Origin of the sequence: Microbacterium sp. NPDC012755, assembly GCF_042901325.1 — a bacterium.
In the GTDB taxonomy this organism is placed as follows: domain Bacteria; phylum Actinomycetota; class Actinomycetes; order Actinomycetales; family Microbacteriaceae; genus Microbacterium; species Microbacterium natoriense.
Genome location: NZ_JBIBCT010000001.1, coordinates 2,843,911 through 2,867,781, shown reverse-complemented (window position 1 = coordinate 2,867,781; position 23,871 = coordinate 2,843,911). Strand labels below are relative to the sequence as shown.

The window sequence follows — 23,871 nt, the reverse complement described above, 5'->3', positions numbered from 1 at the left end:
TCGGTGTCCCCAGGCTATCGAGGTCGACTACGCCGTGGCGGCAGCGGCGGGTCGGATCGCGCTGAGCCGCCAGTTGAGCAGGCCCGCCGCGAACGTGATGAGAGCGGCGATGATCGGCAGCACCAGCGCCGCGGACGTGCCGACGCTCTCCGCGAGCTCCCCGGCGACCGCCGCGCCGATCGACTGTCCGACCACCACGCCGGAGCCGAGCATCGTCATGACGGTGGCCGAACGGCCGAGCGGGCTGCGCGCCGCGCCGAAGCTGTACTGCGTCACGAGCGTGGGGCCGATGCCGACGCCCATGATCGCGAGGGCGACCATCATCGTCGCTGGCGAGTCGACGAACGGCAGCAGCAAGGTCCCCGCCAGCAGGATGCCGGCGAAGACCAGCCACCGCGCGCGCATCGAGAAGCGCGGAGGCAGCCAGGCGACGCCGAGCGCGAGCACGGCGGAGCCGACGCCCATGACGCCGTAGAGCAGACCGGCCTGCTCCGGCGCGTCGCGGTCGGCCATGAACGACGTGAGCGCGGTCAGCATCGTGCCGAAGAAGATGCCGACGCCGAGGATGCCCAGCACGACGATGAGGAGCTGCGGCCGGAAGAGCTCGGACACGGCAGACGGCGCTCTGCCGTCGGCGTCGCGGTGCAGGGAGACCGCGCGTGCGCTCGGATGCAGGGCGAACGCGCCGACGAAGAGCACGGTGAGTCCGGCGGCGACGACCAGAGGCGCCCACGGCGCGATGGCGGAGGCCAGGATGCCGACGAGGAATGGACCGAACACGAACACGGTCTCGTCGGCGGCGGACTCGTACGCCATCGTCCCTGAGATCGTGCGGGAGCGGCCGACCTCCGGCATCCGATCGGTGATCATGGTGACGAGACGCGAGCGGGACAGCGGCGCGACCTGCGGTGCCGTCGCGCCGATGCCGAAGGCGCTCAGGAGCACGAACGGGTCGGCGGCGGCCCCGTAGACGACGACGGTGAACAGCACCAGCATCGCCGCGTTCGCGACCGCGAGCAGCGTGAGCACCGCGCGCTGACCGAATCGGTCGGCCGCGGCACCCAGGAGCGGGCCGAAGCACGCGGTGCCGAGGCCGACGGCCGCGGAGGTGAGGCCTCCGAGCGACAGCGATCCGCGCGCGGAGACGACGACGGTCAGGACGCCGACCACCATCATCGCGAACGGGAGACGCGCGATGAACGCGATGAGGAAGTAGGGAAGACCGGCTATGCGGAGCAGGGTGGGCTCTGCGGAGGAGTGCGTGTGTGTCATGGCTCTCGCGCGCCCAGAGGACGCGGGGTGGGGTGCCGCCGCTGTCCGTCGGAGAGCCGACGGCCGGTAGATACACGGGTGCGACTGCGGCGGACCGCAGCCCCTCCAGAATACCGCGTCATGGAGAATCCGGCAGATCCCGAGGCGCAGTAGGGTGGTCGTCACCCGCGCACCCAGGAGGTCCCATGCCCAGCCCAGAGACGCTCGTCGCGCTGCCCGGCCGCTCCGAGCGTGCCGGATCCGCGAAGACCTCCCCCGTCCGGGATCTGCTCGCCCTCACCGAACGGCCCGAGGTCATCTCGTTCGCCGGGGGGCTGCCCGCGCCGGAGCTCTTCGACCTCGACGGCATCCGCGCGTCCTTCGACGAGGCCCTCGGCGCACCGGCCGTGCTGCAGTACTCGACGTCGGAGGGCAATCCCGCTCTGCGCGAGATCGTCGCCGGGCAGTACACGGCAAACGGCCTCGCGACGGATGCCGGCGACCTGATCATCACGACCGGTTCCCAGCAGGGCCTCGGACTCCTCTCCACGGCTCTGCTCGACCCTGGCGACGTGATCCTCGTCGAGGAGCCCTGCTATCTCGCCGCGCTGCAGACCTTCGCCCTCGCGGGAGCACGCGTGGTCGGCGTCCCCTATCTCGGAGACGAGCTCGACCTCGACGCCCTCGACGCCCTCGCCTCGGCTCATGCCCCGAAGTTCTTCTACACGGTGCCGACGTTCCAGAACCCCACGGGGCGGACGCACGGCCTCGCCGCCAGACAGCGGATCGCGGATGCCGCGATCCGCCACGGATTCCGCATCATCGAGGACGAGCCGTACCGGCAGCTGCGGTACTCCGGAGACCCGCTCCCCTCCCTCGCGACCTTCGCACCCGATCATGTGCTGAGCCTCGGCAGCTTCTCGAAGGTCATCGCACCCGGCCTGCGCATCGGCTGGGTGCGCACGACCGCGGACATCCGCCCCACCGTCACGATCGCGAAGCAGGCCGCTGATCTGCACACGTCGACCATCGATCAGGCCGCCGCGGCGCACTACCTGGCGTCGGGGCGAAGCGATGCCGCCCTCGCGCAGATCCGCGCGGCCTACGCCGATCGACGGGACGCGATGGTCGACGCCCTCGCGACAGCGCTCCCGGCGGGCAGCTCCTGGAACAGCCCCGACGGGGGCATGTTCGTGTGGGCGCGCCTCCCCGAGGGCATGGACGCCACCGCGGCCCTCCCGCATGTCCTCCGTCATGACGTGGCTTTCGTCCCCGGAGCGCCGTTCTACGCCGGCCCGGCCGACGCCCGGGCGATGCGACTGTCGTTCACGACGTATGCTCCCGATCGCATACGCGAGGGCATCGCTCGCCTCGGCATGGGGCTCGCGGGGGTAGCGTAGGGGTATGCGCTACCTGTTCAGCACGGGACTGTTCGCCGCGATCTCCGCGGGGATCTCGCTGCTCCGCGGCACTCGAGAGGCGCCGATCACCTGGCGCGCGGTGCTCGCGTGGGTGAGCTGGGGCATCACCCTGGCCCTGGCCATCGGCGCCGTGATCGACACCAGACGCGACGAGCGCGGCGACATCGTCGCCCCCGACTCGCCGCTGGCGCCGACGCAGGCGAAGCGTGCCAAGAAGGCGGAGAAGGCCGCGGCGAAGGCGCTCAAGCGCTGATCCGCCGGACGGCCCTCGCCGACCGACGAGAAGAGGCCGAAACGTCCCTCACCTCGTCAGGATGAGCGCTTCGCCCTGTCCCCCACCCCCGCACAGCCCGACCGCGGCCGTGCCGTGCCCTCGCCGGGCGAGTTCATGCGCGGCGTGCACGACCAGGCGTGTGCCCGAGGCGCCGATCGGGTGACCGATCGCGATGCCCCCGCCGTGGATGTTCACGATGCCGCTGTCGAGGCCCAGCTCCTGCTGCGACCGGGCGACGACCGCTCCGAAGGCCTCGTTGATCTCCACCAGATCGAGATCCGACGGCGTGATCCCCTGCTTCTCGCAGGCGCGCTCGATCGCGCGCGCCGGCTGCGCCTGCAGCGAGTTGTCCGGCCCTGCGGTCTGACCGCTCGCCCCGACGGTGACCAGCACGGGCCAGCCCTTGGACTCGGCGTTCGCGCGGGTGGTCACCACGACCGCCGACGCGCCGTCGGAGATCTGCGAGGAGTTGCCCGCGGTGATCGAGCCGCCTTCGGCGAAGGCCGGGCGAAGACCCGCGAGGGATTCGACGGTGGTGTCGGGGCGGACGCCCTCATCCGCCGTCACCCGCACGGCAGGGCCACGGCGCTGAGGCACCTCGACGGCGACGATCTCCGCGTCGAACACACCAGCGCCCTGCGCGGCGGCGGCCCTCTGGTGAGACAGCGCGGCCACGGTGTCCTGCGCCTCTCTCGTGAGCTCGTACCTCGCGTTGTGCCGCTCGGTGGAGGCGCCCATGCTCTCCCTGTCGTAGGCATCGGTGAGTCCGTCGAACGCCATGTGATCGAGCACCTCGACGCTGCCGTAGGTCCAGCCGTCACGCGAGCCCATCAGCATGTGCGGGGCGCGGGTCATGGACTCCATCCCGGCGGCGACGACGACCTCCGCGTCACCGGTGCGGATCATCCTCGCGGCGTCGATGATCGCGGTCAGCCCCGAGAGGCAGACCTTGTTCACGGAGTGCGCGGGCACATCCCAGCCGATCCCGGCCCCGATCGCCGCCTGACGGGCAGCGTTCTGCCCTGACCCGGCCGCGAGGACCTGGCCGACGATGACCGCGTCCACCTCGGCCGGGTCGATCCGGGCCTGCTCCAGAGCGCCGCGAATCGCGAACGATCCGAGCTGCGGGGCCGTGAACGACGCGAGCTGGCCTTTCAGGCGCCCCTGGGGCGTACGGGCGGCGGCGACGATGACGATGTCGGTCATGGGTTCACTCCTTCGTGAGGATCAAAACGGGTTCGGTGGCGGCGATGACGTCGGCGGCGGTGACTCCCGGCGCGGTCTCGACCAGGACCAGGCCCGCATCCGTCACGTCGATCACCGCCAGGTCGGTGATGATCCGGTCGACGACGCCGCGGCCGGTGAGCGGCAGAGAGCAGTCGTTCACGATCTTCGCCGAGCCGTCCTTGGCGACGTGCTCCATCAGCACGATCACGCGGGCGGCTCCGTGCACCAGGTCCATCGCGCCGCCCGGGCCCTTCACCATCTTGCCCGGGATCATCCAGTTCGCGAGATCTCCCGACGCCGACACCTGCATGGCGCCGAGGATCGCCGCATCGATCTTGCCACCGCGGATCATCCCGAAGCTCGCGGCCGAGTCGAAGAACGCCGCGCCGGGAAGCGTGGTGACCGTCTCCTTGCCCGCGTTGATCAGGTCGGGGTCGACCTCCTCCTCGCGCGGATACGGCCCCACGCCGAGGATCCCGTTCTCGGACTGCAGGACGACGGTGACGCCCTCGGGGACGAAGTTGGGCACCAGCGTCGGCAGGCCGATGCCGAGGTTCACGTAGGAGCCGTCCTGCAGCTCGGCGGCGGCGCGCGCGGCCATCTGCTCTCTGCTGAGTGCCATGTCAGGCTCCTTCCGCGGCGACCGTGCGTCGCTCGATGCGCTTGGGGATGTCGGTGCCGACCTCGACGACGCGGTGCACGTACACCCCGGGGAGATGGATGCGATCGGGGTCCAGCTCGCCCGGCTCGACCAGTCGCTCGACCTGGGCGATGCACACCCGCCCTGCCATCGCGGCGAGGGGGTTGAAGTTGCGTGCGGCCTTGTTGAAGACCAGGTTGCCGTGACGGTCACCCGCCGCGGCGTGCACCAGCGAGAAGTCGGTTCTGATCGCCTCTTCGAGCACGAACTCGCGGGGCGCGCCGTCGATCTCGAAGGTCCGCACATCCTTGACCGGCGAGGCGACGGCGATCGACCCGTCCGACGCGTAGAGGCGGGGCAGTCCGCCCTCGGCGACCTGGGTGCCGACGCCCGTCTGCGTGTAGAACGCGGCGATGCCCGAACCGCCTGCGCGCAGCTTCTCGGCGAGCGTGCCCTGCGGGGTGAGCTCGAGCTCCAGCTCCCCGGAGAGGAACTGCCGTTCGAACTCCCGGTTCTCCCCGACGTACGAAGAGGTCATCTTGCGGATGCGCCGCGCCGCCAGGAGGACGCCGAGGCCCCAGTCGTCGACGCCGCAGTTGTTGCTCACGACGCTGAGCTCCTTCGTACCCTGCGCGAGCAGCGCCTCGATGAGCGCGATCGGGTTGCCGGAGAGCCCGAAGCCGCCGACCGCGATCGAGGCCCCGTCGGGGATGTCGGCGACGGCCTCGGCGGCTGTGGACCAGTTCTTGTCGATCACGCGTGCTCCTTCGAAGACGTGTACCCCTCCAGCATCCGCCCGCCGACCACGAGGCGACAGCAGGCTCTTGCGATGTGGGCGAACTCGGCGATAGCGTCCACATTATGGAATCCACCCGCAGCGTTCCGGGCGCGCAGGCGATCGCCCGCGCAGCCCGTCTGCTGCGCCTGGTGACAGCGGGCGGGTCCGACGGCGCGACCCTGCAGGATCTCGCCCGGAGCGCGGACCTGTCGCGCTCCACGACCCACCGGCTGCTCAGCGCGCTCAAAGCCGAAGGACTCGTCGATCGTGACGGCGAGAGCACGAGATGGATGCCTGGGCCCGAGCTCTTCCTCATGGGAACCGTGGCGGCTGCGCGCTACGACGTGACCGCGCTCGCCCGCGACATCGTCCGATCCCTGGCCGTGAAGACGGAGGAGAGCGCGTTCTTCTCCGTGCGCAGGGCCGACGAGACCGTGTGCCTGCTGAGAGAGGAGGGGTCGTTCCCGATCCGCTCCTTCGTGCTCAGCGAAGGGGTCAGATTCCCGCTCGGCGTCGCGAGCGCAGGGCTGGCCATCCTGGCCTTCCTTCCTGACCACGATGTGGATGCCTATCTCGACCGGCATCCCGAGCTCGCACAGGAGTGGGGGCGGCAGCATGCTCCCGACCCGCTGCGGGCACGGCTCGCCGACACGAAGGAGCGCGGCTACGCGGTGAACCCCGGTCTCATCGTGGAGGGCAGCTGGGGGCTCGGCGCCGCGGTCTTCGACCGCAGCGGACGGCCGGAGTGGGCGCTGAGCCTCACGGGGGTCGAGTTCCGCTTCGGTCCTGAGCGCCTCGCAGACCTCGGTCGCACGCTGCTGGCGCACGCCCATCAGCTCTCCGCACGCATCGCGAACGGTCGCCGCTGACATTTACATACCATTGGGTATATACTCATTGGTATGCAACGCGCGGATGTCATCCCCTCCCTCGTCCTCTCCGGGTACGCCCTGGGCAGAATCGCCGCACAGGATGCCGGAAACGACGCCCCGGCGGCGCAGTGGCGCGTGCTCAGCCTCCTCGATCAGAACGGCTCTCGCCGGGTGGGGGAGCTCGCGGCGGCGTCACGCACCACGCAGCCGGGGATGACCCGCCTCATCGGAGGCCTGGAGCGAGAAGGACTCGTGCTCCGCTCCCCCGATCCGGAGGATTCCCGAGCGATCGTCGTCGACATCACCCCTCAAGGCTCCCAGGAGCTGAGCGCCTGGCGCGAGGAGTTCCGCGACACGCTCGCCCCCCGCTTCGCCGACCTCGTCGACGAGGACTGGGCCGCCCTGACCCGCGCCGCGGAGATCCTCGCCGCGCACACCACCACCGAACCGACAGGAGCAGTACGTTGAACACCGCCGCACCATCCGTGTGGAAGCAGCCCGCACAGGTCTGGGCCGTCGCCTTCGCGTGTGTCGTCGCCTTCATGGGCATCGGCCTCGTCGACCCGATCCTCCCCGCCATCGCCGAATCGCTCGAGGCGACCCCGGTGCAGACCGAGCTGCTCTTCACGAGCTACCTCGCGGTCACGGGCATCGCGATGCTGGTCACGAGCTGGATCTCGAGCCGCATCGGCGCGAAGAAGACGCTCCTGATCGGCCTCGCGCTCATCGTGGTGTTCGCACTCTTGTGCGCCCTCAGCGGCAGCGTCGATGCCGTGATCGGCTTCCGCGCCGGCTGGGGCCTCGGCAATGCCCTCTTCATCTCGACCGCGCTCGCGACGATCGTCGGCGCCGCCTCCGGAGGCAGCGGAGCGGCGATCGTGCTGTACGAGGCCGCCCTCGGACTCGGCATCGCCATCGGCCCGCTCCTGGGCGGACTGCTCGGAGAGCAGAGCTGGCGCGCCCCGTTCTTCGGCGTCGTCGTGCTGATGGCCATCGCCTTCGTCGCCATCCTCGCACTGCTGCGCGGTCCGAGCGAGAAGCGCGAACCCGTGCCCTTCTCCGCCCCCTTCACGGCTCTCCGGCAGCCCGCACTCGCCGTCCTCGCCGTCGCGGCCCTCTTCTACAACATCGGCTTCTTCGTGCTCCTGGCGTTCTCGCCGTTCCCCCTCGGGTTCGGCGCCATGGGGATCGGCTTCACGTTCTTCGGGTGGGGCGTCGCACTCGCGGTCACGAGCGTCTGGGTCGCACCGCTTCTGATGCGCCGCATGAAGCGCACGCACATCATCCTCGTTGTGCTGCCGCTGCTGGCTCTGGATCTGGTAGCGGCGGGTCTGCTGGTGTCCTCCGCCACCGCCCTGGTCGTATGCATCATCGTGGGCGGACTGCTGCTCGGCGTGATGAACACCGTGCTCACCGAGGCCGTGATGGAGGCGACCGACCTGCCGCGCTCCGTGGCGTCCTCGGCGTACTCGGCGGTGCGATTCCTCGGTGGAGCCATGGCGCCGCCGATCGCGGCGGCACTGTGGCACGCGTTCAACGCGACGGTCCCGTACCTCTTCGCCGCCGTGTCCGTGCTCGTCGCGGCGCTCACGATCCTCCTCGGTCGAAAGGCTCTCGCGCACATCGACGACGAGTCTGAGGGCGGTGCTGCCGAGGACGCGGAGGCGATCCTCCTCGGGGACGCCGCGTAGCACGTCGCCGCCTGACACACGAGCCTGCCGCGTTCGATACGGTGGGGCGATGACCGCCCTCGACCTCCCTGAACGCAGCAGGCTCGTGCTCCGCCACCTCGAGGATGCCGGTGTCGACACCGTCATCCGTGTACTCCCCGACTCCGCTCGCACGGCCGCAGAAGCCGCGGCGGCGATCGGATGCGACGTCGCCGCGATCGCGAACAGCCTCGTCCTCCTCGCCGACGGCGCGCCGATCCTCGTCATGACGAGCGGTGGTCATCGCGTCGACCCGACAGCCCTCGCTCGGAACGTCGGAGCGCAGGAGGTCGTGATGGCTCCCGCCGCTGTCGTCCGGGAGTCCACCGGGCAGGCCATCGGCGGCGTCGCTCCTGTCGGACACCCCGCGCCCCTGCGCACCTACATCGACGCCGACCTGGAGGATCACGGCGAGATCTGGGCGGCCGCCGGCCACCCGCACACTGTGATGCCCCTCACCTTCGACACGCTGAAGACTCTCACCGGTGGAAAGGTGATCTCCGTCGTCTGAGCGGAATTGCACCGCGACCGGAACCACCGCCACCGGGCCTACCGTGACGAGGTGCACGACGGCCCGTTCCCCGCTCGATCTCGGCGATGGGGAACGGGCCGCGCACCTCAACGACGTCGACGGCGCAGAGTCGCACCCGTCGTCATCGCAAGACCGAGCAGCAGGGCCGCAGCGCCTGCCAGGAGAAGCGGAGTCGGCACGTCCGAACCCGTCGATGCGAGCGAGCCGGTCAGCGGCAGCTCCTTCGGCGGCGCGGGCTTCTCCGGCATCGCCGGGGTGGGCGGGGTCACCGGCGGCGTTGCGGTCGCCGTGTTGGTCAAGGTGATCGACGCCGCAGCGCCCTCCCCGATGGTGAGCTGTGCCTTCCCACCGTCGAGTACGCGCACTCCGGTGCCGCCGAACACGGGCGTGTTCCACATGACACCGTCCACGACAGGAGGAGCCGCCTCCTCGAGCGTCACGACCGTACCGAGGGGAAGCGCGATGCTCTGCACCGGGGTGCCCGGAACGAGCGTGATCGTCTTCGTCACGACGGGGTCGCCGTACGAGTACGTCACCGTGTACGCGGCATCTGCGGGCACCTTTCCGGCGCCGTCTCCGGCCACTGCCTTGACGAGCGTGAAGGCGCCGGTCTCCTTGCCCGTTCCGGCGCCACCACCCGCGGTCGTCCACACCTGGTTGTCGTGCACGGTGATGCCGTTGACCGTGGCGGTGTTCGCGTAGGTCGCGCCCTCCACCGGGTTGGTCGGCTCCGTCGTGTACTTGACCATGTAGTACTTGGTCGCATCGATGGGACCCGGGATCTCGAGATGGAACGCCGTACCCGTGGCGTTCCACTCCCCCGTCCATCCCGGCACGGTGAAGGGCTTGGTGTTCGTCTCGTCCGTGCCCCACACCGTGAGCACGCCGTCGACGTTGTGGTGCTCCGCGGTACCAGCACCCGCCGGGGTGAGCTCGTCGTCGACGGTGATCTTGCCGGCGTCAGCGAAGGCCGAACCGGGAATCGCGACCACCCACGCGATCTTCCCGTCATCGGTCAGCGACGACCACTTCGCCGGAGTCCCCGGCAGCGGCTTGCCCGGGATGATGCCGCCTCCGGGAATGTCGACGGGTGTGATCTTGCCGTCGACAACGAAGTCGACCGTGGTGTCGGTCGTGGCCTTGTCGGCCTTCGCGACGAACCAGAGCGTTCCTTCGATACCGGTGCGCCCGGTGACGTAGTCGGTCAGCGTGCAGGTTACGACGGGCGCCGCGTCGGATGACACGGTGCAGTTCGCGACGGTCTGACTCGGATCATCCTTCGACGGAATGGAGAACGTGCCGTTGAAGCCGGCGAACTCCTCCGGAAGCGTGAACCCGAACGTCTGTCCTGCGGCGGCGCCGTCGGGCACGGACCAGGCCGCGTCGATCCTGATCTGCTCGCCGACGTTGACCCCGCCGGTGCCGTCGACCGTGGTCACCGAGATCGACGCAGGGTCGATCGCCCCCGGATAGTCGTACTCCGCGGCGGACGCGGGCGCGATTCCGAGCCCGATCGTCGCCCCGAGAGCGATGAGAGCGCCGATCGCGGCGCGCACGCCGAAGCGCTTTCTGTTGCTGAGCATGGTGTTGTCCTCCAGTCACCGTTGCTCCCTCGCGTCCCCACGCGAAGGTCCCCATACGTAAGTAGACCGCAGAAGGTGCGATCCGTTACGCGGAATACCAGCATCTGCTTCAGATCAGGCATTTCTGCCGGTGAAGCCCGCCGCTAGCGCCCTTCGGAGACGAGCACCGCAGCGCGTCGCGTGGATACCCCGAACTTCCGGTAGATCGCGCGGATGTGGGACTTCACCGTGGGATAGGCGACTCCGAGGCGCGCCGCGATCTCCTCGGCGGTCATCGTGGTGCGCAGGAACGCCAGCACCTCCCGCTCGCGGTCCGTGAGTATCCCGGCGAGCGCGGCCGCGTGCGCTCCGCGCCTCTCGAACACGGCGAGCAGGAAGGACTGCTCGCTCGATCCCCAATGGGCATGGGCGCTGAGAAGGTCGGCGATCACCGGGTCGTCCGCGAGGAACGGCGCGAAGACGTGCTCGGACGCGGCGGTCTCCAGTGCTCTCTCGAGCTGCTCGTGGGCATGGGAGCCGCGCCCGGCGACGGAGTGGAGTGCGGCGGAGGTCACCAGCGTGCTCACCCTCGCGTACCGGGGCATCCCCGCAGCGGCGGCGAGCCGGAAGGCCTGGGTCGACATCACCGGCTCACCCATCACCCGATACAGCTCGGCGAGAAGAGCGTGGGCGACGGCGGCGCCTGTCCGAGTGAGCACGGGCGCCGAGAGAGCACGGGCGCGTTCGTCCTGCCCCTCTGCGTGCGCGAGCCAGGCCGAGACCACGCGACGGAGAGTGTCCCAGGGGATGCCGTGCTTGTCGGCCTTGCTGATCCCCCTGAGGAGGCCCGCCGCCGTGTGGTAGCGGTCCTCGCGCTTCGTCGCCACGAGGCTCATCACGTAGTACAGGCGCGCCAGCGCCTCGAAGTTGTTGCCGGGGCTCTCCTCGACGATGACCGATTCGAAGAGCACGATCGCCCGTTCGAAGTCGCCCCGCCAGTAGGCGATGCATCCGCGATTCGTTTCGGGGAGACCCCCCTCGAAGCGATCCCAATCAGACGGGTGCTCCGACGGCGGGAGCGCATCGAGCACCCTCTCGGCATCCGAGAAAAGCCCGGCCTGAGTGAGTGCGAACGCCAGGTTGGACTGGGCGAGTCGATGGGTCTCGGGCCGGTTCCGCAGACGAGCCTCGTCGGCGGCGGAGCGCAGGAGCGCGATGGCCCTGGCGAAATCCCTGCGGAGCCTGACCTCGGTCCACCCGAGCAGGAACAGCGCCGACGGATAGTCGTCGTCCGCACCGCATTCGGCGAGCGCGACGTGGGCACGATCGGCGACGGCGGCCTTGGCTGCGGCGTCCGGAGCGAGCAGGAGGTCGGTGAAGCACGCGACGAAGTCGTCCTGAGCGACGCGCAGGCCCTGACCGCGCAGGTACTCCGCCCCGTACGAGTCGCCGGCGAGGTCGCGGCAGCAGGCTCTGATGAGGAGGATGTGCGGGTCGTGCGGGTCCTGGTGATCCACGCACAGCTGCTCGAGCTCTGCGGAGTGGGACTCGATGATCAACCGCAACCAGTTCTTGCGCAGGATGCTCCGAGCCGCCTCGGGGTCCGCGAGCGCCAGCTCCTCGCGAATCGCCTCGATCATGCCTCCACGATAGCGGCGTCCGGAATATCGGAGCCGGCCGGCGTCTCATCCGCTGAGGATGAGACGCCGGCCGCAGCCGCCATCCGCACGCCAGGCTGGCAGCGATGAACCGTCTGCTCCCCGGCCTGAGTCGCCGGAACCTCGGCCGAGAGCTGCTCGCCGGGGTCACCCTGATCGCGATCTCCATCCCGATCAACATCGGCTACGCGCAGATCGCCGGTCTGCCCCCGGTCGCTGGCCTGTACGCGCTCGTGCTTCCGACGATCGTGTGGGCGATCGTCACCTCGTCGCGTCAGCTCGTGGCCTCGCCCGATGCCTCGGCGGCGGCGCTGGTCGCCTCCTCCATCGGCGGACTCGCGGCGGCCGGATCACAGGGCTATGCGACGATGGCGCTCGCGCAGGCGATCATCTGCGGTGTGCTCTTCCTCGCGATGTCCGCGTTCAAGCTCGGCTTTCTCGCGAACTTCCTCTCCACTCCCATCCTCGTCGGATTCATCGCGGGCCTCGCCCTCGACGTGCTCGTCTCCCAGGTCGCGAAGATGCTCGGCATCCACATCGACTCCGGCGCCGAGTTCGCGGAGAAGTGCGGGGCACTCGTCACCGGTCTCCTCGGCGCGAACGTCTGGTCGATCCTGATCTCGGCATCCGCCGTCGTCGTGCTCCTCCTGGGGCGAAAGACCCTCCCTATCGTCCCCTGGGCGCTGGTCGTGCTCGTGGTCGCGACGGCGGTCGTCGCTCTCACGCACGCCGGTGATGCGGGTGTCGCGGTCCTCGGCGCCGTGCCCTCAGGGCCGCCGGTGATCACCTGGCCGGTGCTCGACTGGCATCAGTGGATCGCTCTCGTTCCTTCGGCCCTCGCCCTCACGGCCGTGGCGACGACGGAGGGGCTGCTCGTCTCCCGCTCCTACGGGGAGCGGCACCGCTATCCGACACGACCGAACCGCGACCTCCTGGCGTTCGGGGTGGCGAACATCGCCGCGGGCGCGAGCGGCTCCTTCTCCGTCGGCGCATCCACGAGCCGGACGGCGGCGATGGATCAGGCCGGATCGCGGACCCAGCTCCCCTCTCTCGTCCTGGCCGCCGGCACCGTCCTCCTGCTCCTCTTCGGCACGGCTCTGCTCGCGGAGATCCCCTCGCCCGCGATCGGGGCGATCGTCGGCGTCGCCGTGGTCCCGCTGCTCGGCGTCTCGGAGTTCCGCGGGCTCTGGCGCCTGTCGCGCTTCGAGTTCTGGATCGCGGCCGTGTGCCTCCTGGTCACCGTGCTGGTGGGGGCCATCGCCGGGATCGTGGTCGCCTTCGTGCTGGCCCTGGTGAACCTCGTCCGTCGCGCCGCGAATCCCGCGATCGATGTGCTCGCCGAGAACGACGACCCCGGTGCGTCCCTGCTGGACGAGGCGCCGACCGGTGTCCTCACCGCAGACGGGGTGATCGTCGTGCGGATGTCCGCTCCCCTGTTCTTCGCCAACGGCACGGTCTTCGCACAGGCCGTCGAGAGAGCCGTCGAGGCCGCAGGCTCCGAGCAGGTGCACAGCCTCGTCGTGGACATGGAGGGCATCACCGATGTCGACGTGACGGCGGCACACGCCTTCGACGGGCTCCGCACGTGGTTGCGGGACAGGGAGATCGTTCTCGCGTTCAGTCGCACCCGCGTCGGCGCACGTCCTCGCCTCAGCCGCTTCGGGATCATCGGCGACGACGACCCCGTCTACTCGACGAACCGTGCGGCGGTGAGCGCGCTGACCGGCGTCGACCATGGCCCCACCACCACGGAAAGGTCCTGACCATGCTCGCCACCGTCATCGGGGAGATACTGCCCCTCACTCTCGCCATCGCCATCAGTCCGCTCACGATCGTCGCCGTCATCCTCATGCTGCTCTCGCCGAATGCTCGACGCACGGGGATCGGCTTCCTCCTGGGGTGGGGCATCGGCATCGTGGTGCCCGTGACCGTCTTCGTGCTGGTGGCGGGCGCACTGCCCCCGAAGACCGGTTCCGGTGGACCGGACCCGATACGGGCGATCATCCAGTTCGTGCTCGCAGCGCTTCTGCTCCTCCTCGCCGTCGTGCAGTGGCGCAGGCGGCCGGAGCCCGGCGCAGAGCCCGCGCTGCCGACGTGGATGTCGGCCATCGATTCCTTCACCTTCGCGCGCGCTCTGGGGCTCGGCCTGCTGCTCTCGATCCCCCGTCCGAAGAACCTGCTGATCGCCGCCAGCGCGGGAATGCTCATCGGCGGCGCCGGCCTCTCCTCGGCATCCGCCGCGATCGCGACCGCGGTATTCGTGCTCTGCGCGGTCTCCACGGTGCTCATCCCGGTCGTCGCCTACCTCCTGGCTGCGGAGCGCCTCCGCGCGCCCATGGAGGCGCTCCGCGAGTGGCTCGCGCGGGAGAACGCGGTGATCACGACCGTTCTGCTCGTCGTCATCGGCGTGCTCATGATCGGCAAGGGCCTCGGCTCGCTCTGACTCATCCATCCGTCGGGCCGCGACCTGCGCGCCCGCTCCTCAACGAAAAAGGGAATCACACATGTACTTCTGGGAAATCCTCAGCTGGATGCTCTGGGCCGTCGTCTTCATCAGCTACCTGTTCGCCCTGTTCGCGATCATCACCGACCTGTTCCGGGACCGCGCGCTCAACGGCTGGTGGAAGGCGGTGTGGATCGTCTTCCTGATCTTCCTGCCCTTCCTCACCGCCCTGGTCTACCTCATCGCCCGGGGAGGGGGCATGGCCGAGCGCGGACAGCGGGCGGCAGCGGACGCCGAGGACTCCGCACGAGCCTCACTCCGAGAGCTCGCCGGAAAGAGCCCCAGCGACGAGATCGCCGCCGCTTCGGCGCTCCTACAGGCCGGCACGATCACCCAGGACGAGTTCGCCCTGCTGAAGTCGAAGGCGCTGGCATGAGCGCGGCCTCCGGTCTCGGACCCGGTACGGCGGGCCCCGCGCCCGTAGCGCGCAACACGTCACCCATCGAGGTCAACGTCCTGAACTTCGCCAGGGCGGAGACCGATCTCATGTTCTCGCGGCTGGATGCCGGCTCGGGCCTCGGCGTATGGAACCACACCTACCAGCTGAAGCCGCTCGACGATCAGCCGATCATCCGCCAGAATCGCGACACCCTGTACAGCAGTTCGATCGTGGACGTCCGGGATGGCGTGACGATCACGATCCCGAACACCCGTGGTCGGTACATCTCCGTGTTCGTGATCAATCAGGACCACTACGGCCAGGCCATCCTCCGCGACCCCGGTGAGCACGTGCTGACCCGCGAACTCGTCGGCACGGACTACGCGGGCATCATCGTGCGCATCCTCGTGGACCCTGCGGACGACGAGGATCTCGCCACGGTAAACCGTCTGCAGGACGCCCTCCGCATCGTCGGAGGCGGCACCGGACCGTTCCCGTTGCCGGTCTACGATCAGGAATCGCACACTGCGACGCGCGCCGCGATCCTCGACCTCGCGCGCGGCGTCAGCAAATACGACCATTCCTTCGGCACGGTAGAAGAGGTGGATCCGATCATGCACCTGCTCGGCACGGCATCCGGCTGGGGTGGACTCCCCGAGTACGAGGCCACCTACATCAGCGTCGACGAGAACCTCCCCGTCGACGAGTACCGGCTCCGCCTCGCCGATGTCCCCGTCGATGCGTTCTGGTCGGTGTCCCTCTACAACGCGGCAGGCTTCTTCGAGGAGAACGCCCTCGGAGTCAACAGCATCAACAGCCTCACGGCGATTCCGGATGCCGACGGCGGCGTCACCGTGCGCTTCGGCGTGCGAGTGGACGGCGTAGCGAACGCCCTGCCGATCATGCCCGGCTGGAACTACGTGTTGCGCCTGTATCGTCCGCGGCCGTCCGTCCTCGACGGCTCCTGGGTCGCGCCCCGTCCGGAGGTTCTCTGAGGAAGACGGGTGGGGGGCGGCCACGCCCCCCACCCGTCTTCCTCCTCTTTCTCCCCCATCCCCGTAAGGACTCGAAGAATGGTCCAGCAGACAGCCGAAGAGCTCACAGAGGAGCTCGCGCGACTCACCGCGGCCAACGCCGAACTCACCCGCGCGCTCGATCAGGAGCGCGAGCGGAGCACCACCGATTCGGAGAAGACTGCCGAGGCTGTTCCGCACACCAGACCACCGCGTCGCTGGGGCCGGACGCTCCTGGCGACGACGCTGATCGCGGTCGGCGTGTTGCTGTCCCCCGTCGCCGTGGTCTCGACCTGGGCGCACGGACAGCTCACCGACACCGCCTACTTCGTCGACACGTTCGCACCGCTGGCGAAGGATCCGGCCGTGCAGGACTTCGTCGCCGACCAGGTCATCGCTGCGATCGAGTCCCAGATCGACATCGATCGCATCGCGGACGACCTCTTCGCCGGTCTCCAGGATCTCGACGTCGGGCCGAGGGCCCAGGAAGCGCTGGCGCTTCTGCAGGCTCCTGCCGTGTCCGGCATCCGAACCCTGATGGAGACGACGGTGACGGGCTTCATCACGTCGGACGCCTTCGCGGCGATCTGGGCCGACGCGCTCGAGTTCACCCATCGCCAGCTGGTGAACACGGCCACGGGCAGGGAGGACGCGGCGATCACGATCGGCGCCGGCCAGGTCGAACTGCAGCTCGAGCCGATCATCCAGGCGGTGAAGGACGAGCTCGTCGCCGATGGCTTTCCCCTCGCCGACCGCATTCCGACGATCACTCGGTCGATCGTGATCGCCGAGGGCGATTCCGTCGGCCTCTACCTCGCCGTGTACCACCTCGTCGTCGCGATCGGCGTGTGGGTGCCCTGGCTCATGCTGATCGCCCTCGTCGCGGGCGTGCTGTCGGCTCGCAGCCGGGCGCGCGCGGCGGCCTGGGCATCCGGAGCCGTCCTGGTGATGATGCTGCTGCTGGGGATCGGCGTCGACGCCGGGCGGAACGTGTTCGCGCTGGCCGTCGCCTCCGCCATCCCGCACGACGCGGCGCTGGCCGTCTACAGCGAGGTCCTCGGATTCGTCGCGAGCATGACTCTCGTGCTGGGCACCCTCTCCGCCGCCGTGCTGGTGATCGCGCTCCTCGCAGGCCCGTCGCCCTGGGCTCTCGGTCTCCGACAGCACGCGCGCCGCGCGACCACCGCGATCAGGAGCAGCGCGGAAGCGCACGGCTTCACCACAGGAGTCTTCGGGGAGCGCGTGGAGCGCGGCAAGAGACCGCTTCGGATCCTCATCGGCGCCTCCTGCGCCGCGTTCATCCTGCTCATGCGGCCACTCACGCCCGGGATGATCGTGGGCACCGCTCTCGTCGGCATCGGCGCGCTCGCGGTCCTCGAGCTCCTCTCGCGTCCGGCACCCGTCCCGACGCGACCAGCACCATCCACCAGCGAAGACCTCTCGAAGGAGATAAGAGCATGAATGACACCCACGACCGCACGGTCCCCCTCGCCAGCGCGCCGAACCTGCGCGATCTCGGCGGGATCCCCACCGAGCACGGGACCGTGAAACGCGGTGTCCTGTATCGGTCGGCGACGCTCTCGTCGCTGACCGATATCGACCAGCACTGGTTCGCCACGGCCGACGTGCGCACGGTGTACGACCTGCGCACAGCGGACGAGGCCGCCGCGTCACCGGACAACCTCCCGGCCGGCACGATGGGCCGGAACCTGGACGTGCTCGCCGACAGCCCGACCAGCGTGGCCGCGGGCCTTGCAGAGCTCGCCGCCGATCCGGGAGCCTTCGCGTCGACTCTCGCGAACGGCCGCGGTGAGGCGCTGTTCGAGGAGACCTATCGCGACCTGGTCCGGATGCCTTCGGCCGTGAGCGCCTACCGCTCGTTCTTCCTGAGCCTGATCGACGGCGACCGTCAGGGTGCTGCCCTGTTCCACTGCACCACCGGCAAGGACCGCACCGGGTGGGCGGCGGCGTCAGTGCTCTCGCTTCTCGGCGCCGACATCGACGACGTGTACGACGACTACCTCCAGACCAACACCGACCTCCTGCCCGCCCTGGAACCGCTGCTGCAGCAGGCGGAGGCACACGGTGTGGAGCGTGACGTGCTCCTTCCCGTCCTCGGTGTGCGCGAGAGCTACCTCGCCGCGGCCTTCGCGGAGGTCGATGAGCGCTTCGGCGGCATGCGCACCTATGCGGCGGAGGGGTTGGGGCTGACCGACGAGGAGATTCACGCACTCTCGGTGCTGCTCACCTGAGCCGCGCGCTCCCGCGCGAAAGCCGACACGTGGCTTCTTCGCCACGGATGCAGAAAAGCCCCGGAAACTGGCGAGAGTTTCCGGGGCTTGTCCGTGCACCCCCAGGGACTTGAACCCTGAACCCACTGATTAAGAGTCAGTTGCTCTGCCGATTGAGCTAGAGGTGCGTGGCCCGGTGAATCCCCCGGCCGAGGAATTACATTACCAGCGGATGGGCTCCATGTGAAATCGAGCGCATCCCTTCTCTCCCGCCGCGCGTGTCGCACTGCGTCCAGCGCGCCGGAGGCCGCTCGCTCCGCCGACTATCCTGGACTGGTGACCGCCTCCCCCAGCGCCGACAGCCTCTCCGCCGACCTCGAACTCGCCCTCCGGCTCGCCGACGCCGCCGATGCGCAGGCGCTGCCACGCTTCGACAGCGCCGACCTCGAGATCTCCACCAAGGCGGACAACTCGCACGTCACCGACGCCGACCTCGCGACGGAGCGCGCGATCCGCGCGATCCTCGAGACCGAGCGCCCCGAGGACGGCATCTTCGGCGAGGAGTTCGGCGCCCAGGGCGACACGCACCGGCAGTGGATCGTCGATCCGATCGACGGCACCGCGAACTTCCTCCGCGGAGTGCCCCTCTGGGGCACCATGATCGCGCTCGCCGTCGACGGCGTGCCGCAGGTCGGCGTGGTCAGCATGCCGGCGCTCGGGCGTCGCTGGTGGGCCTCGACGGGAGCCGGAGCCTGGACGGCGACGGATGCCGGCCCGCGCCGCCTCCGCACGTCCGCCGTCGCCTCCCTCGACGATGCGAGCGTCAGCTTCCAGAGCATCGCGCAGTGGTCGCAAGCGGGTCGCCTCGACACGCTGCTGACCCTGGCCGATCGCGTGTGGCGCGACCGCGCCTACGGCGACGTCTTCGCATACATGCTGCTCGCGGAGGGGCGCCTGGACATGGTCGCGGAGTTCGATGTCAAGGAGTACGACATCGCCGCCGCCGTGCCGATCGTGCGCGAGGCCGGCGGACGCATGACGGCCTTCGACGGAGCCGAGACGATCTCGGCTCGCTCGACACTGGCAACCAACGGCATCCTTCACGACGCCTTCCTGGAACTCCTGCACGACTGACACTCGACGAGGCCACGAGATGACCCCACGCATCCCCATCGCCGCCGCCGCAACACTCCTTCTCGCGGCGACGCTGACTGCGTGCTCCGGCGGCCCGGATGCGGGCGCCACCCCCACCCCGAAGGCCACGAAGCCTGCTGCGGAGTCGACGGCCGAGCCCGCGGCGACCCAGGCTCCGGAGACTCCCGTTGCCGACCCCACATGCGAGACGATCGTGACAGAGGGAACGGTCGCAGGCCTCACGGACGCGGGATGGACGTCCGAACGCAAGGACTTCATCATCGGCGACGTGGCGCTCCCCGACGGCATCCTCTGCTTCTGGGCCGACTTCTCGACCGGCACCGATCACGGCCAGCTGTACGGATGGTCGCCGATCTCCTCCGAAGACGCCGATGCAGCGCAGTCCTCCCTGCTCGCGCAGGGGTGGACGCGCGAAGACGGACCCGAGGGCCGCTACTTCACGGAAGACCCCGAGTTCTCCCTGGGCACCGACGAAGAGGGATACGGCATGACCTACCTCTTCGGCGATGGCTGGGTGAAGCTCGCAGACACGAAGCAGAGTCTGATCCTCATCGACTGGGCGGGCTGACGGCTTTCAGCCATCCAGCATCTTGCCCGGATTGAGGATCCTCCTCGGATCCAGAGCATCCTTGATGGCCCTCATCACGCCGATACCCGACGGATGCTCGTCGATCAGGTCCTGCATCTTGCCCACGCCGACTCCGTGCTCGCCCGTGCAGGTGCCGCCGACCGCGAGCGCTCTGCGGATCATCCTCGACGTGAGCGCCGCAGCGCGCTCCCTCTCGTCGTCGTCACCGTTCCTGAGCACGAAGGCGAGATGGAAGTTCCCATCTCCCACGTGACCAGCGATCGGCGCCACGAGGCCGCTCGCGTCGATGTCCGCCTGCGTCTCCGTGATGCAGTCGGCGAGGTGAGAGATCGGCACGCAGACATCGGTCGACCAGGTGTATGAATCCGGTCTCAGCGCCTGCGCGGCTGGAAGTGCATCATGCCGGACCTTCCAGAACCGCTCGGGATCGTCGCCCTCGATCCGTCGACACTCGAGCATGCCCTGCGCGGCCATGATGACCTCGAGCCGCTCCGCTTGATGCGCGATGATCTGCGGATCGCCGCTCAGCTCGACGAAGAGCGTCGGCGCGGCCCGGAAGTCCGTGTGCGAGTACGAGTTCAGCGCCTCGATCTGCACCGTGTCGAGCAGCTCAGCGCGTCCGAGGTCGATCCCCGCATGCAGCGCCCGCTGCACGACGAGGGCGGCGGCTCTCACCGACGGGAAGGAGTACACGGCGAGCTCATGCGCCGCGGGGACGGGCGTGAGGCGCAGAGTCAGCTCGGTGATGATGCCGAGCGTCCCCTCCGATCCGACGAAGAGATGGGTCAGGTCGTAGCCGGCAGCGGACTTCCGCGCCCGGCTGCCGGTACGGATGACCAAGCCGTCCGACATGACGACGGTGAGACCGCGCACGTTGTCGGCCATCGTGCCGTGCTTCACCGCATTCGTCCCGCTCGCACGTGTCGCCGCCATGCCGCCGATGGATGCGTCGACCCCCGGGCCCGCCACGAACTGCAGACCGTGGACGGCGAGTGCCGGGTTGAGCTCGCTCCGCCTCACCCCCGCCTCCACGGTCGCGTCGGCCGAATCCGAATCGACATGCAGGATGCGATTCATCCGCATCAGGTCGACGACGACACTCGCGGATCTCGTCGCGTCGTCGAGATCGCTCATGTCCTCGCTGGCGGAGAGGGCGTTCGCTCCACCCTCCAGACCGGTGCCCGCTCCCCGTGCGATCACTGCTATGCCCGCCGCCCCGCAGATCCGCACGGCGGTGGCGACGTCATCCGTCGACTCCGCCAGGACCACGGCCAGCGCGGGCGCCCAAGAGTGACGGGACCGGTCGTGCGAGTAGGCACGGACGTCGGAGAGATCCCGCAGCACGCGTCCTGGCAGCGCGAGCTCCAGCTCCCTGATCGCCGTGTCGGGATCCTTATCGGCGAGCGCGCCGCCACGGAGTTCGTGCGCGTCCATCGCCGACCCCGTCACCGTGCACCCTGAGAACGCAGGTACGTGCGTGTGAGCGCGAGAAGGCGGTCGTGCGCCTCGGGAAGCCCGATGGATACGCGGACCCCCTCTCCGGCAAAAGGCCGGACGGCGAGCGCCTGAGCGCTGCACAGAGCCGTGAACTGCTCTGACCCTGCCCCCAGGGGCAACCAGACGAAGTTCCCCTGCGCATCGGGGACGCTCAGGCCGAGAGTCAGAAGCTCGTCCCTGACTCGCGTTCTCTCCCGTACCGTCCGCTCGACGCGATCCCGCACCGCCGGCAGTTCGTCGAGTGAGGCGATCGCCGCCATCTGTCCTGCCTGGGACACGGCGAAGGGGACGGCGACCGTCGTGAGGTGGCGGGTGATCTCCTCCCGGGCCACGCAGTACCCCACCCTCAGCGCGGCGAGTCCATGCGCCTTGGAGAAGGTGCGCAGGATGAGCGCATTCGGGAACTCCCGCTGCAGCGCGAGAGAATCGAGCCGGTCCGCGGTCCGAACGTACTCGATATAGGCCTCATCGATCACCACGAGCACGTGCGCGGGCACCCGAGACAGGAACTCGCGCACCTCGGCGTGGCCCAACGCCGGTCCCGTCGGATTGTTGGGCGTGCAGAGGATCACGATCTTCGTCCGCTCCGTGATCGCGGCGAGCATCCCCTCCAGGTCGTGCGTCAGATCCGGTCTCAGCGGCACGGGCACGGCCCGAGCTCCCGTCTCTCCGATCGAGATCGGGTACGACTCGAAGGACCGCCAGGCGTAGACGATCTCATCCCTGCTGCCGTCCGGTCGCCGTCCGGCGAACACGCGCAGGATGTCGTTCAGGACCGCGAGGCTTCCCGCCCCCGCGACGATGCAGGACGCCGGCACCTGGAGGACCTCGGAGAGCTTCTCGCGGAGCGGAAGCGCAGTGGGATCCGGATAGACGTTGTGTCGGTCGGCGCGACGAATCGCGTCGACGACCGCGGGCAGCGGCTCGAACGGGTTCTCATTGGACGAGAGCTTGAATCCGGTGAGCCCTACTCTCTGCTGCGCCGGCACACCCGGGCGATAGAGGGGCAACTCCTCGATCTCGGGACGCGGCTGCACCGCTCCCTTCGCGGCTGAGACGGACACGTCAGCTCACCGCGATCTGGCCGGTCTGCGCCGCCGTGTACTCCGGTGGATAGATCATGTCCGCCGGAGGTTTCATCGTCTTCTTCGCCCAGGGATAGTAGACGGCGAACGTGACGACCATCGAGACCGCCCAGGAGATGTCGATTCCGCCGAGGACTCCCGCGAGCGGTCCGTGGAAGTCGCCGAGCATGCTGTAGGTGTCGCTCGTGAGGAAGGGGATCTGCACGAGGATGCCGATGCCGTAGGAGACGATCGCCGTGAGGTTCACGGCGCCGTAGCGGCCGCGACGATCGTAGAGGGCGGGGATGTCGATGCGCTCCTTCGAGATCAGGTAGTAGTCGACGAGGTTGATGATGCTCCACGGGATGAAGACCGCGAGGAGCAGCAGCACGAAGTTCTTGAAGTTGTTGAGGAAGTCGGCGCTGGCGGCGATCGCGATCACCATCGTCAACGCGACGAAGACGATGATGTAGATCGATCGGGCTCGACGCGAGATCCTCGTCTCGGCATTGAAGCTCGTGATCACCGTCACCGTGCTCATGATGCCTCCGTAGGCGTTGAGTGTGTTCGCGGTGAGCTTGCCGACGATGATGACCAGGTAGATCGCGAAGGCCGCGTACGCCGGCCCTGCGAGGTGCCCGACGAAGCCGACGGGCCCCTCCAGCAGCGCGCCACCCGACACGGCGCCGATCAGGATGCCCAGAGTCATCGAGATCTGCGTTCCGGTCACGCTGCCGAGGAAAGTCGACCAGAACGTCGTCGCGACCGACGTGTCGGCCGGGAGGTATCGGGAGTAGTCGGCGACGTACGGCGCATACGTCATCTGCCAGCTCGCCCCGAGTGTGAGGCAGACCATGAAGGTGGCAGGATCCGTGGCCCCGGTGCCGAGCGTCGCGCCGACGTCGTAGTTCGCGAAGAGCTGGATGAACAGGTACGTGAACCCGAGGATGCCCGCTGCCGTGGCGATCCGGCCCAGCACGTGGATGAGCTGATACCCGAAGATCGAGACGATGACCGTCAGCACTCCGAAGATCAGGATGCCGACGATCGGAGCAGATCCTGCGGCGGTCGGGATGCCGAGCAGATGATTGATCGCACTTCCGGAGAGAGCTGCGCCGGTCGAGGCGAACCCGAGGTACATGCAGATCACGAGGACGAGCGGGAGCGTCGCGCCGAGGACGCCGAACTGCGCTCTGCTGGAGATCATCTGCGGCAGCCCCATACGCGGCCCCTGGCCCGAATGCAGTGCCATGGTCACGCCGCCGATGACATTGCCCACGAGGACGGCCAGGATCGCCGTGAGGGGTTCGGCGCGGAAGATCGCGACGGCGATCAAGCCGGTGACGATCGCCGTGATCTGCATGTTCCCGCCGAACCAGAGCGTGAACTGGTTCAGCGGAGTACCGTGCCTCTCGTCCTTCGGCACCATGTCGATGGTCCGGCGCTCGACGGCAAGGGTTCCGGTGCTGGTCGTCTGTTGACTCGTCATCGGGTCAACTCCTTTCGGGTTGGGAGA

General features: G+C 68.9%; 23 protein-coding genes and 1 tRNA gene. 14 read left to right on the top strand and 10 right to left on the bottom strand.

Features of this window, described 5'->3' with window-relative positions; translation table 11 throughout:
• Positions 1-27: 27 nt before the first annotated feature.
• A complete protein-coding gene (locus ACFY5A_RS13330) occupies positions 28-1,272 on the bottom strand; it encodes an MFS transporter (protein WP_105673271.1) in 1,245 nt (414 codons plus the stop codon).
• A 185-nt stretch (positions 1,273-1,457) separates the two neighbouring features.
• Here ACFY5A_RS13330 and ACFY5A_RS13325 point away from each other — a divergent pair, with 185 nt between their 5' ends.
• Together ACFY5A_RS13325 and ACFY5A_RS13320 are read left to right on the top strand one after the other, a co-directional pair.
• Positions 1,458-2,651 (top strand): PLP-dependent aminotransferase family protein, encoded by a 1,194-nt coding sequence (locus ACFY5A_RS13325; protein ID WP_387234692.1) that lies wholly within the window; start codon positions 1,458-1,460, stop codon positions 2,649-2,651.
• Positions 2,652-2,655: 4 nt separating this feature from the next.
• Positions 2,656-2,925, top strand: a complete 270-nt coding sequence (locus ACFY5A_RS13320) for a hypothetical protein (protein WP_341942317.1) — start codon at positions 2,656-2,658, stop codon at positions 2,923-2,925.
• A gap of 48 nt (positions 2,926-2,973) precedes the next feature.
• On the opposite strand, the gene ACFY5A_RS13315 is transcribed toward ACFY5A_RS13320, so the two are convergent.
• The 3 genes from ACFY5A_RS13315 to ACFY5A_RS13305 are packed head-to-tail and all read right to left on the bottom strand — an operon-like array spanning position 2,974 to position 5,570.
• A complete protein-coding gene (locus tag ACFY5A_RS13315; protein WP_341942318.1) occupies positions 2,974-4,152 on the bottom strand; it encodes an acetyl-CoA C-acetyltransferase in 1,179 nt (392 codons plus the stop codon).
• 4 nt (positions 4,153-4,156) lie between these two features.
• The gene (locus ACFY5A_RS13310; protein WP_387234689.1) at positions 4,157-4,795 is read right to left on the bottom strand and encodes a CoA transferase subunit B; all 639 of its coding nucleotides are present in this window, start codon (positions 4,793-4,795) and stop codon (positions 4,157-4,159) included.
• A gap of 1 nt (position 4,796) precedes the next feature.
• On the bottom strand, positions 4,797-5,570 hold the full coding sequence (locus tag ACFY5A_RS13305; RefSeq protein ID WP_341942320.1) for a CoA transferase subunit A: 774 nt from the start codon (positions 5,568-5,570) through the stop codon (positions 4,797-4,799).
• Positions 5,571-5,674: 104 nt separating this feature from the next.
• On the opposite strand from ACFY5A_RS13305, the gene ACFY5A_RS13300 reads away from it, so the two are divergent.
• From ACFY5A_RS13300 to ACFY5A_RS13285, 4 genes are read left to right on the top strand one after another with little or no spacing between them, the layout of a single operon-like run.
• On the top strand, positions 5,675-6,460 hold the full coding sequence (locus ACFY5A_RS13300) for an IclR family transcriptional regulator (protein WP_341942321.1): 786 nt from the start codon (positions 5,675-5,677) through the stop codon (positions 6,458-6,460).
• A gap of 33 nt (positions 6,461-6,493) precedes the next feature.
• The gene (locus ACFY5A_RS13295) at positions 6,494-6,931 is read left to right on the top strand and encodes a MarR family winged helix-turn-helix transcriptional regulator (protein WP_387234686.1); all 438 of its coding nucleotides are present in this window, start codon (positions 6,494-6,496) and stop codon (positions 6,929-6,931) included.
• Positions 6,928-8,154, top strand: a complete 1,227-nt coding sequence (locus ACFY5A_RS13290; protein ID WP_387234683.1) for an MFS transporter — start codon at positions 6,928-6,930, stop codon at positions 8,152-8,154. The genes ACFY5A_RS13295 and ACFY5A_RS13290 overlap by 4 nt, the downstream gene beginning before the upstream one ends.
• 49 nt (positions 8,155-8,203) lie before the next feature.
• On the top strand, positions 8,204-8,683 hold the full coding sequence (locus ACFY5A_RS13285; protein WP_387234680.1) for a YbaK/EbsC family protein: 480 nt from the start codon (positions 8,204-8,206) through the stop codon (positions 8,681-8,683).
• Between the two features lie 107 nt (positions 8,684-8,790).
• Here the strand turns inward: ACFY5A_RS13285 and ACFY5A_RS13280 are convergent, their stop codons facing one another.
• Positions 8,791-10,287: an Ig-like domain-containing protein gene (locus ACFY5A_RS13280; protein WP_387234677.1), complete on the bottom strand. Its 1,497-nt coding sequence runs from the start codon at positions 10,285-10,287 to the stop codon at positions 8,791-8,793.
• A 143-nt stretch (positions 10,288-10,430) separates the two neighbouring features.
• Entirely contained in the window at positions 10,431-11,906 is a 1,476-nt protein-coding gene (locus ACFY5A_RS13275; protein WP_341942325.1) for a helix-turn-helix transcriptional regulator, read from the bottom strand.
• A gap of 104 nt (positions 11,907-12,010) precedes the next feature.
• Between ACFY5A_RS13275 and ACFY5A_RS13270 the strand changes: the two genes are divergently transcribed.
• The 6 genes from ACFY5A_RS13270 (at position 12,011) to ACFY5A_RS13245 (ending at position 18,071) form a co-directional block, all read left to right on the top strand.
• Positions 12,011-13,687 (top strand): SulP family inorganic anion transporter, encoded by a 1,677-nt coding sequence (locus ACFY5A_RS13270; protein ID WP_387234673.1) that lies wholly within the window; start codon positions 12,011-12,013, stop codon positions 13,685-13,687.
• Positions 13,688-13,689: 2 nt separating this feature from the next.
• Positions 13,690-14,367: a GAP family protein gene (locus tag ACFY5A_RS13265; protein ID WP_387234670.1), complete on the top strand. Its 678-nt coding sequence runs from the start codon at positions 13,690-13,692 to the stop codon at positions 14,365-14,367.
• Positions 14,368-14,428: 61 nt separating this feature from the next.
• Complete coding sequence (locus ACFY5A_RS13260) at positions 14,429-14,803, top strand: PLDc N-terminal domain-containing protein (RefSeq protein ID WP_223586547.1); 375 nt, start codon at positions 14,429-14,431, stop codon at positions 14,801-14,803.
• Positions 14,800-15,801 carry a DUF1214 domain-containing protein gene (locus ACFY5A_RS13255; RefSeq protein ID WP_341942329.1) on the top strand — a complete coding sequence of 334 codons (1,002 nt, stop codon included), beginning with the start codon at positions 14,800-14,802 and terminating at the stop codon, positions 15,799-15,801. Before ACFY5A_RS13260 ends, ACFY5A_RS13255 begins: the two co-directional genes overlap by 4 nt.
• 78 nt (positions 15,802-15,879) lie before the next feature.
• The gene (locus tag ACFY5A_RS13250; RefSeq protein WP_387234667.1) at positions 15,880-17,280 is read left to right on the top strand and encodes a hypothetical protein; all 1,401 of its coding nucleotides are present in this window, start codon (positions 15,880-15,882) and stop codon (positions 17,278-17,280) included.
• Positions 17,277-18,071 carry a tyrosine-protein phosphatase gene (locus tag ACFY5A_RS13245; protein ID WP_341942331.1) on the top strand — a complete coding sequence of 265 codons (795 nt, stop codon included), beginning with the start codon at positions 17,277-17,279 and terminating at the stop codon, positions 18,069-18,071. Before ACFY5A_RS13250 ends, ACFY5A_RS13245 begins: the two co-directional genes overlap by 4 nt.
• A gap of 94 nt (positions 18,072-18,165) precedes the next feature.
• Here the strand turns inward: ACFY5A_RS13245 and ACFY5A_RS13240 are convergent.
• Positions 18,166-18,238, bottom strand: a tRNA-Lys gene (locus ACFY5A_RS13240).
• 148 nt (positions 18,239-18,386) lie between these two features.
• Between ACFY5A_RS13240 and ACFY5A_RS13235 the strand changes: the two genes are divergently transcribed.
• Both ACFY5A_RS13235 and ACFY5A_RS13230 read left to right on the top strand, forming a co-directional pair.
• Complete coding sequence (locus ACFY5A_RS13235; protein WP_223586552.1) at positions 18,387-19,184, top strand: inositol monophosphatase family protein; 798 nt, start codon at positions 18,387-18,389, stop codon at positions 19,182-19,184.
• A 19-nt stretch (positions 19,185-19,203) separates the two neighbouring features.
• Positions 19,204-19,773: a hypothetical protein gene (locus tag ACFY5A_RS13230; RefSeq protein WP_387234664.1), complete on the top strand. Its 570-nt coding sequence runs from the start codon at positions 19,204-19,206 to the stop codon at positions 19,771-19,773.
• A 6-nt stretch (positions 19,774-19,779) separates the two neighbouring features.
• On the opposite strand, the gene ACFY5A_RS13225 is transcribed toward ACFY5A_RS13230, so the two are convergent.
• Genes ACFY5A_RS13225 through ACFY5A_RS13215 form a run of 3 tightly spaced genes read right to left on the bottom strand, consistent with a single transcriptional unit; the run spans position 19,780 to position 23,844 of the window.
• The gene (locus tag ACFY5A_RS13225; protein WP_387234661.1) at positions 19,780-21,228 is read right to left on the bottom strand and encodes an FAD-binding oxidoreductase; all 1,449 of its coding nucleotides are present in this window, start codon (positions 21,226-21,228) and stop codon (positions 19,780-19,782) included.
• Between the two features lie 11 nt (positions 21,229-21,239).
• Complete coding sequence (locus ACFY5A_RS13220) at positions 21,240-22,355, bottom strand: histidinol-phosphate transaminase (RefSeq protein WP_387234658.1); 1,116 nt, start codon at positions 22,353-22,355, stop codon at positions 21,240-21,242.
• A 1-nt stretch (position 22,356) separates the two neighbouring features.
• Positions 22,357-23,844, bottom strand: a complete 1,488-nt coding sequence (locus ACFY5A_RS13215; RefSeq protein ID WP_341942348.1) for a cytosine permease — start codon at positions 23,842-23,844, stop codon at positions 22,357-22,359.
• Positions 23,845-23,871 lie beyond the last annotated feature (27 nt).

Coding starts and splice junctions, on each gene's coding strand:
- ACFY5A_RS13230 (WP_387234664.1), top strand. CDS start 19,204: ATGACCCCACGCATCCCCATCGCCGCCGCCGCAACACTCCTTCTCGCG.
- ACFY5A_RS13315 (WP_341942318.1), bottom strand. CDS start 4,152: ATGACCGACATCGTCATCGTCGCCGCCGCCCGTACGCCCCAGGGGCGC.
- ACFY5A_RS13265 (WP_387234670.1), top strand. CDS start 13,690: ATGCTCGCCACCGTCATCGGGGAGATACTGCCCCTCACTCTCGCCATC.
- ACFY5A_RS13250 (WP_387234667.1), top strand. CDS start 15,880: ATGGTCCAGCAGACAGCCGAAGAGCTCACAGAGGAGCTCGCGCGACTC.
- ACFY5A_RS13270 (WP_387234673.1), top strand. CDS start 12,011: ATGAACCGTCTGCTCCCCGGCCTGAGTCGCCGGAACCTCGGCCGAGAG.
- ACFY5A_RS13285 (WP_387234680.1), top strand. CDS start 8,204: ATGACCGCCCTCGACCTCCCTGAACGCAGCAGGCTCGTGCTCCGCCAC.
- ACFY5A_RS13275 (WP_341942325.1), bottom strand. CDS start 11,906: ATGATCGAGGCGATTCGCGAGGAGCTGGCGCTCGCGGACCCCGAGGCG.
- ACFY5A_RS13245 (WP_341942331.1), top strand. CDS start 17,277: ATGAATGACACCCACGACCGCACGGTCCCCCTCGCCAGCGCGCCGAAC.
- ACFY5A_RS13260 (WP_223586547.1), top strand. CDS start 14,429: ATGTACTTCTGGGAAATCCTCAGCTGGATGCTCTGGGCCGTCGTCTTC.
- ACFY5A_RS13295 (WP_387234686.1), top strand. CDS start 6,494: ATGCAACGCGCGGATGTCATCCCCTCCCTCGTCCTCTCCGGGTACGCC.
- ACFY5A_RS13225 (WP_387234661.1), bottom strand. CDS start 21,228: ATGGACGCGCACGAACTCCGTGGCGGCGCGCTCGCCGATAAGGATCCC.
- ACFY5A_RS13300 (WP_341942321.1), top strand. CDS start 5,675: ATGGAATCCACCCGCAGCGTTCCGGGCGCGCAGGCGATCGCCCGCGCA.
- ACFY5A_RS13215 (WP_341942348.1), bottom strand. CDS start 23,844: ATGACGAGTCAACAGACGACCAGCACCGGAACCCTTGCCGTCGAGCGC.
- ACFY5A_RS13330 (WP_105673271.1), bottom strand. CDS start 1,272: ATGACACACACGCACTCCTCCGCAGAGCCCACCCTGCTCCGCATAGCC.
- ACFY5A_RS13255 (WP_341942329.1), top strand. CDS start 14,800: ATGAGCGCGGCCTCCGGTCTCGGACCCGGTACGGCGGGCCCCGCGCCC.
- ACFY5A_RS13325 (WP_387234692.1), top strand. CDS start 1,458: ATGCCCAGCCCAGAGACGCTCGTCGCGCTGCCCGGCCGCTCCGAGCGT.
- ACFY5A_RS13280 (WP_387234677.1), bottom strand. CDS start 10,287: ATGCTCAGCAACAGAAAGCGCTTCGGCGTGCGCGCCGCGATCGGCGCT.
- ACFY5A_RS13320 (WP_341942317.1), top strand. CDS start 2,656: ATGCGCTACCTGTTCAGCACGGGACTGTTCGCCGCGATCTCCGCGGGG.
- ACFY5A_RS13310 (WP_387234689.1), bottom strand. CDS start 4,795: ATGGCACTCAGCAGAGAGCAGATGGCCGCGCGCGCCGCCGCCGAGCTG.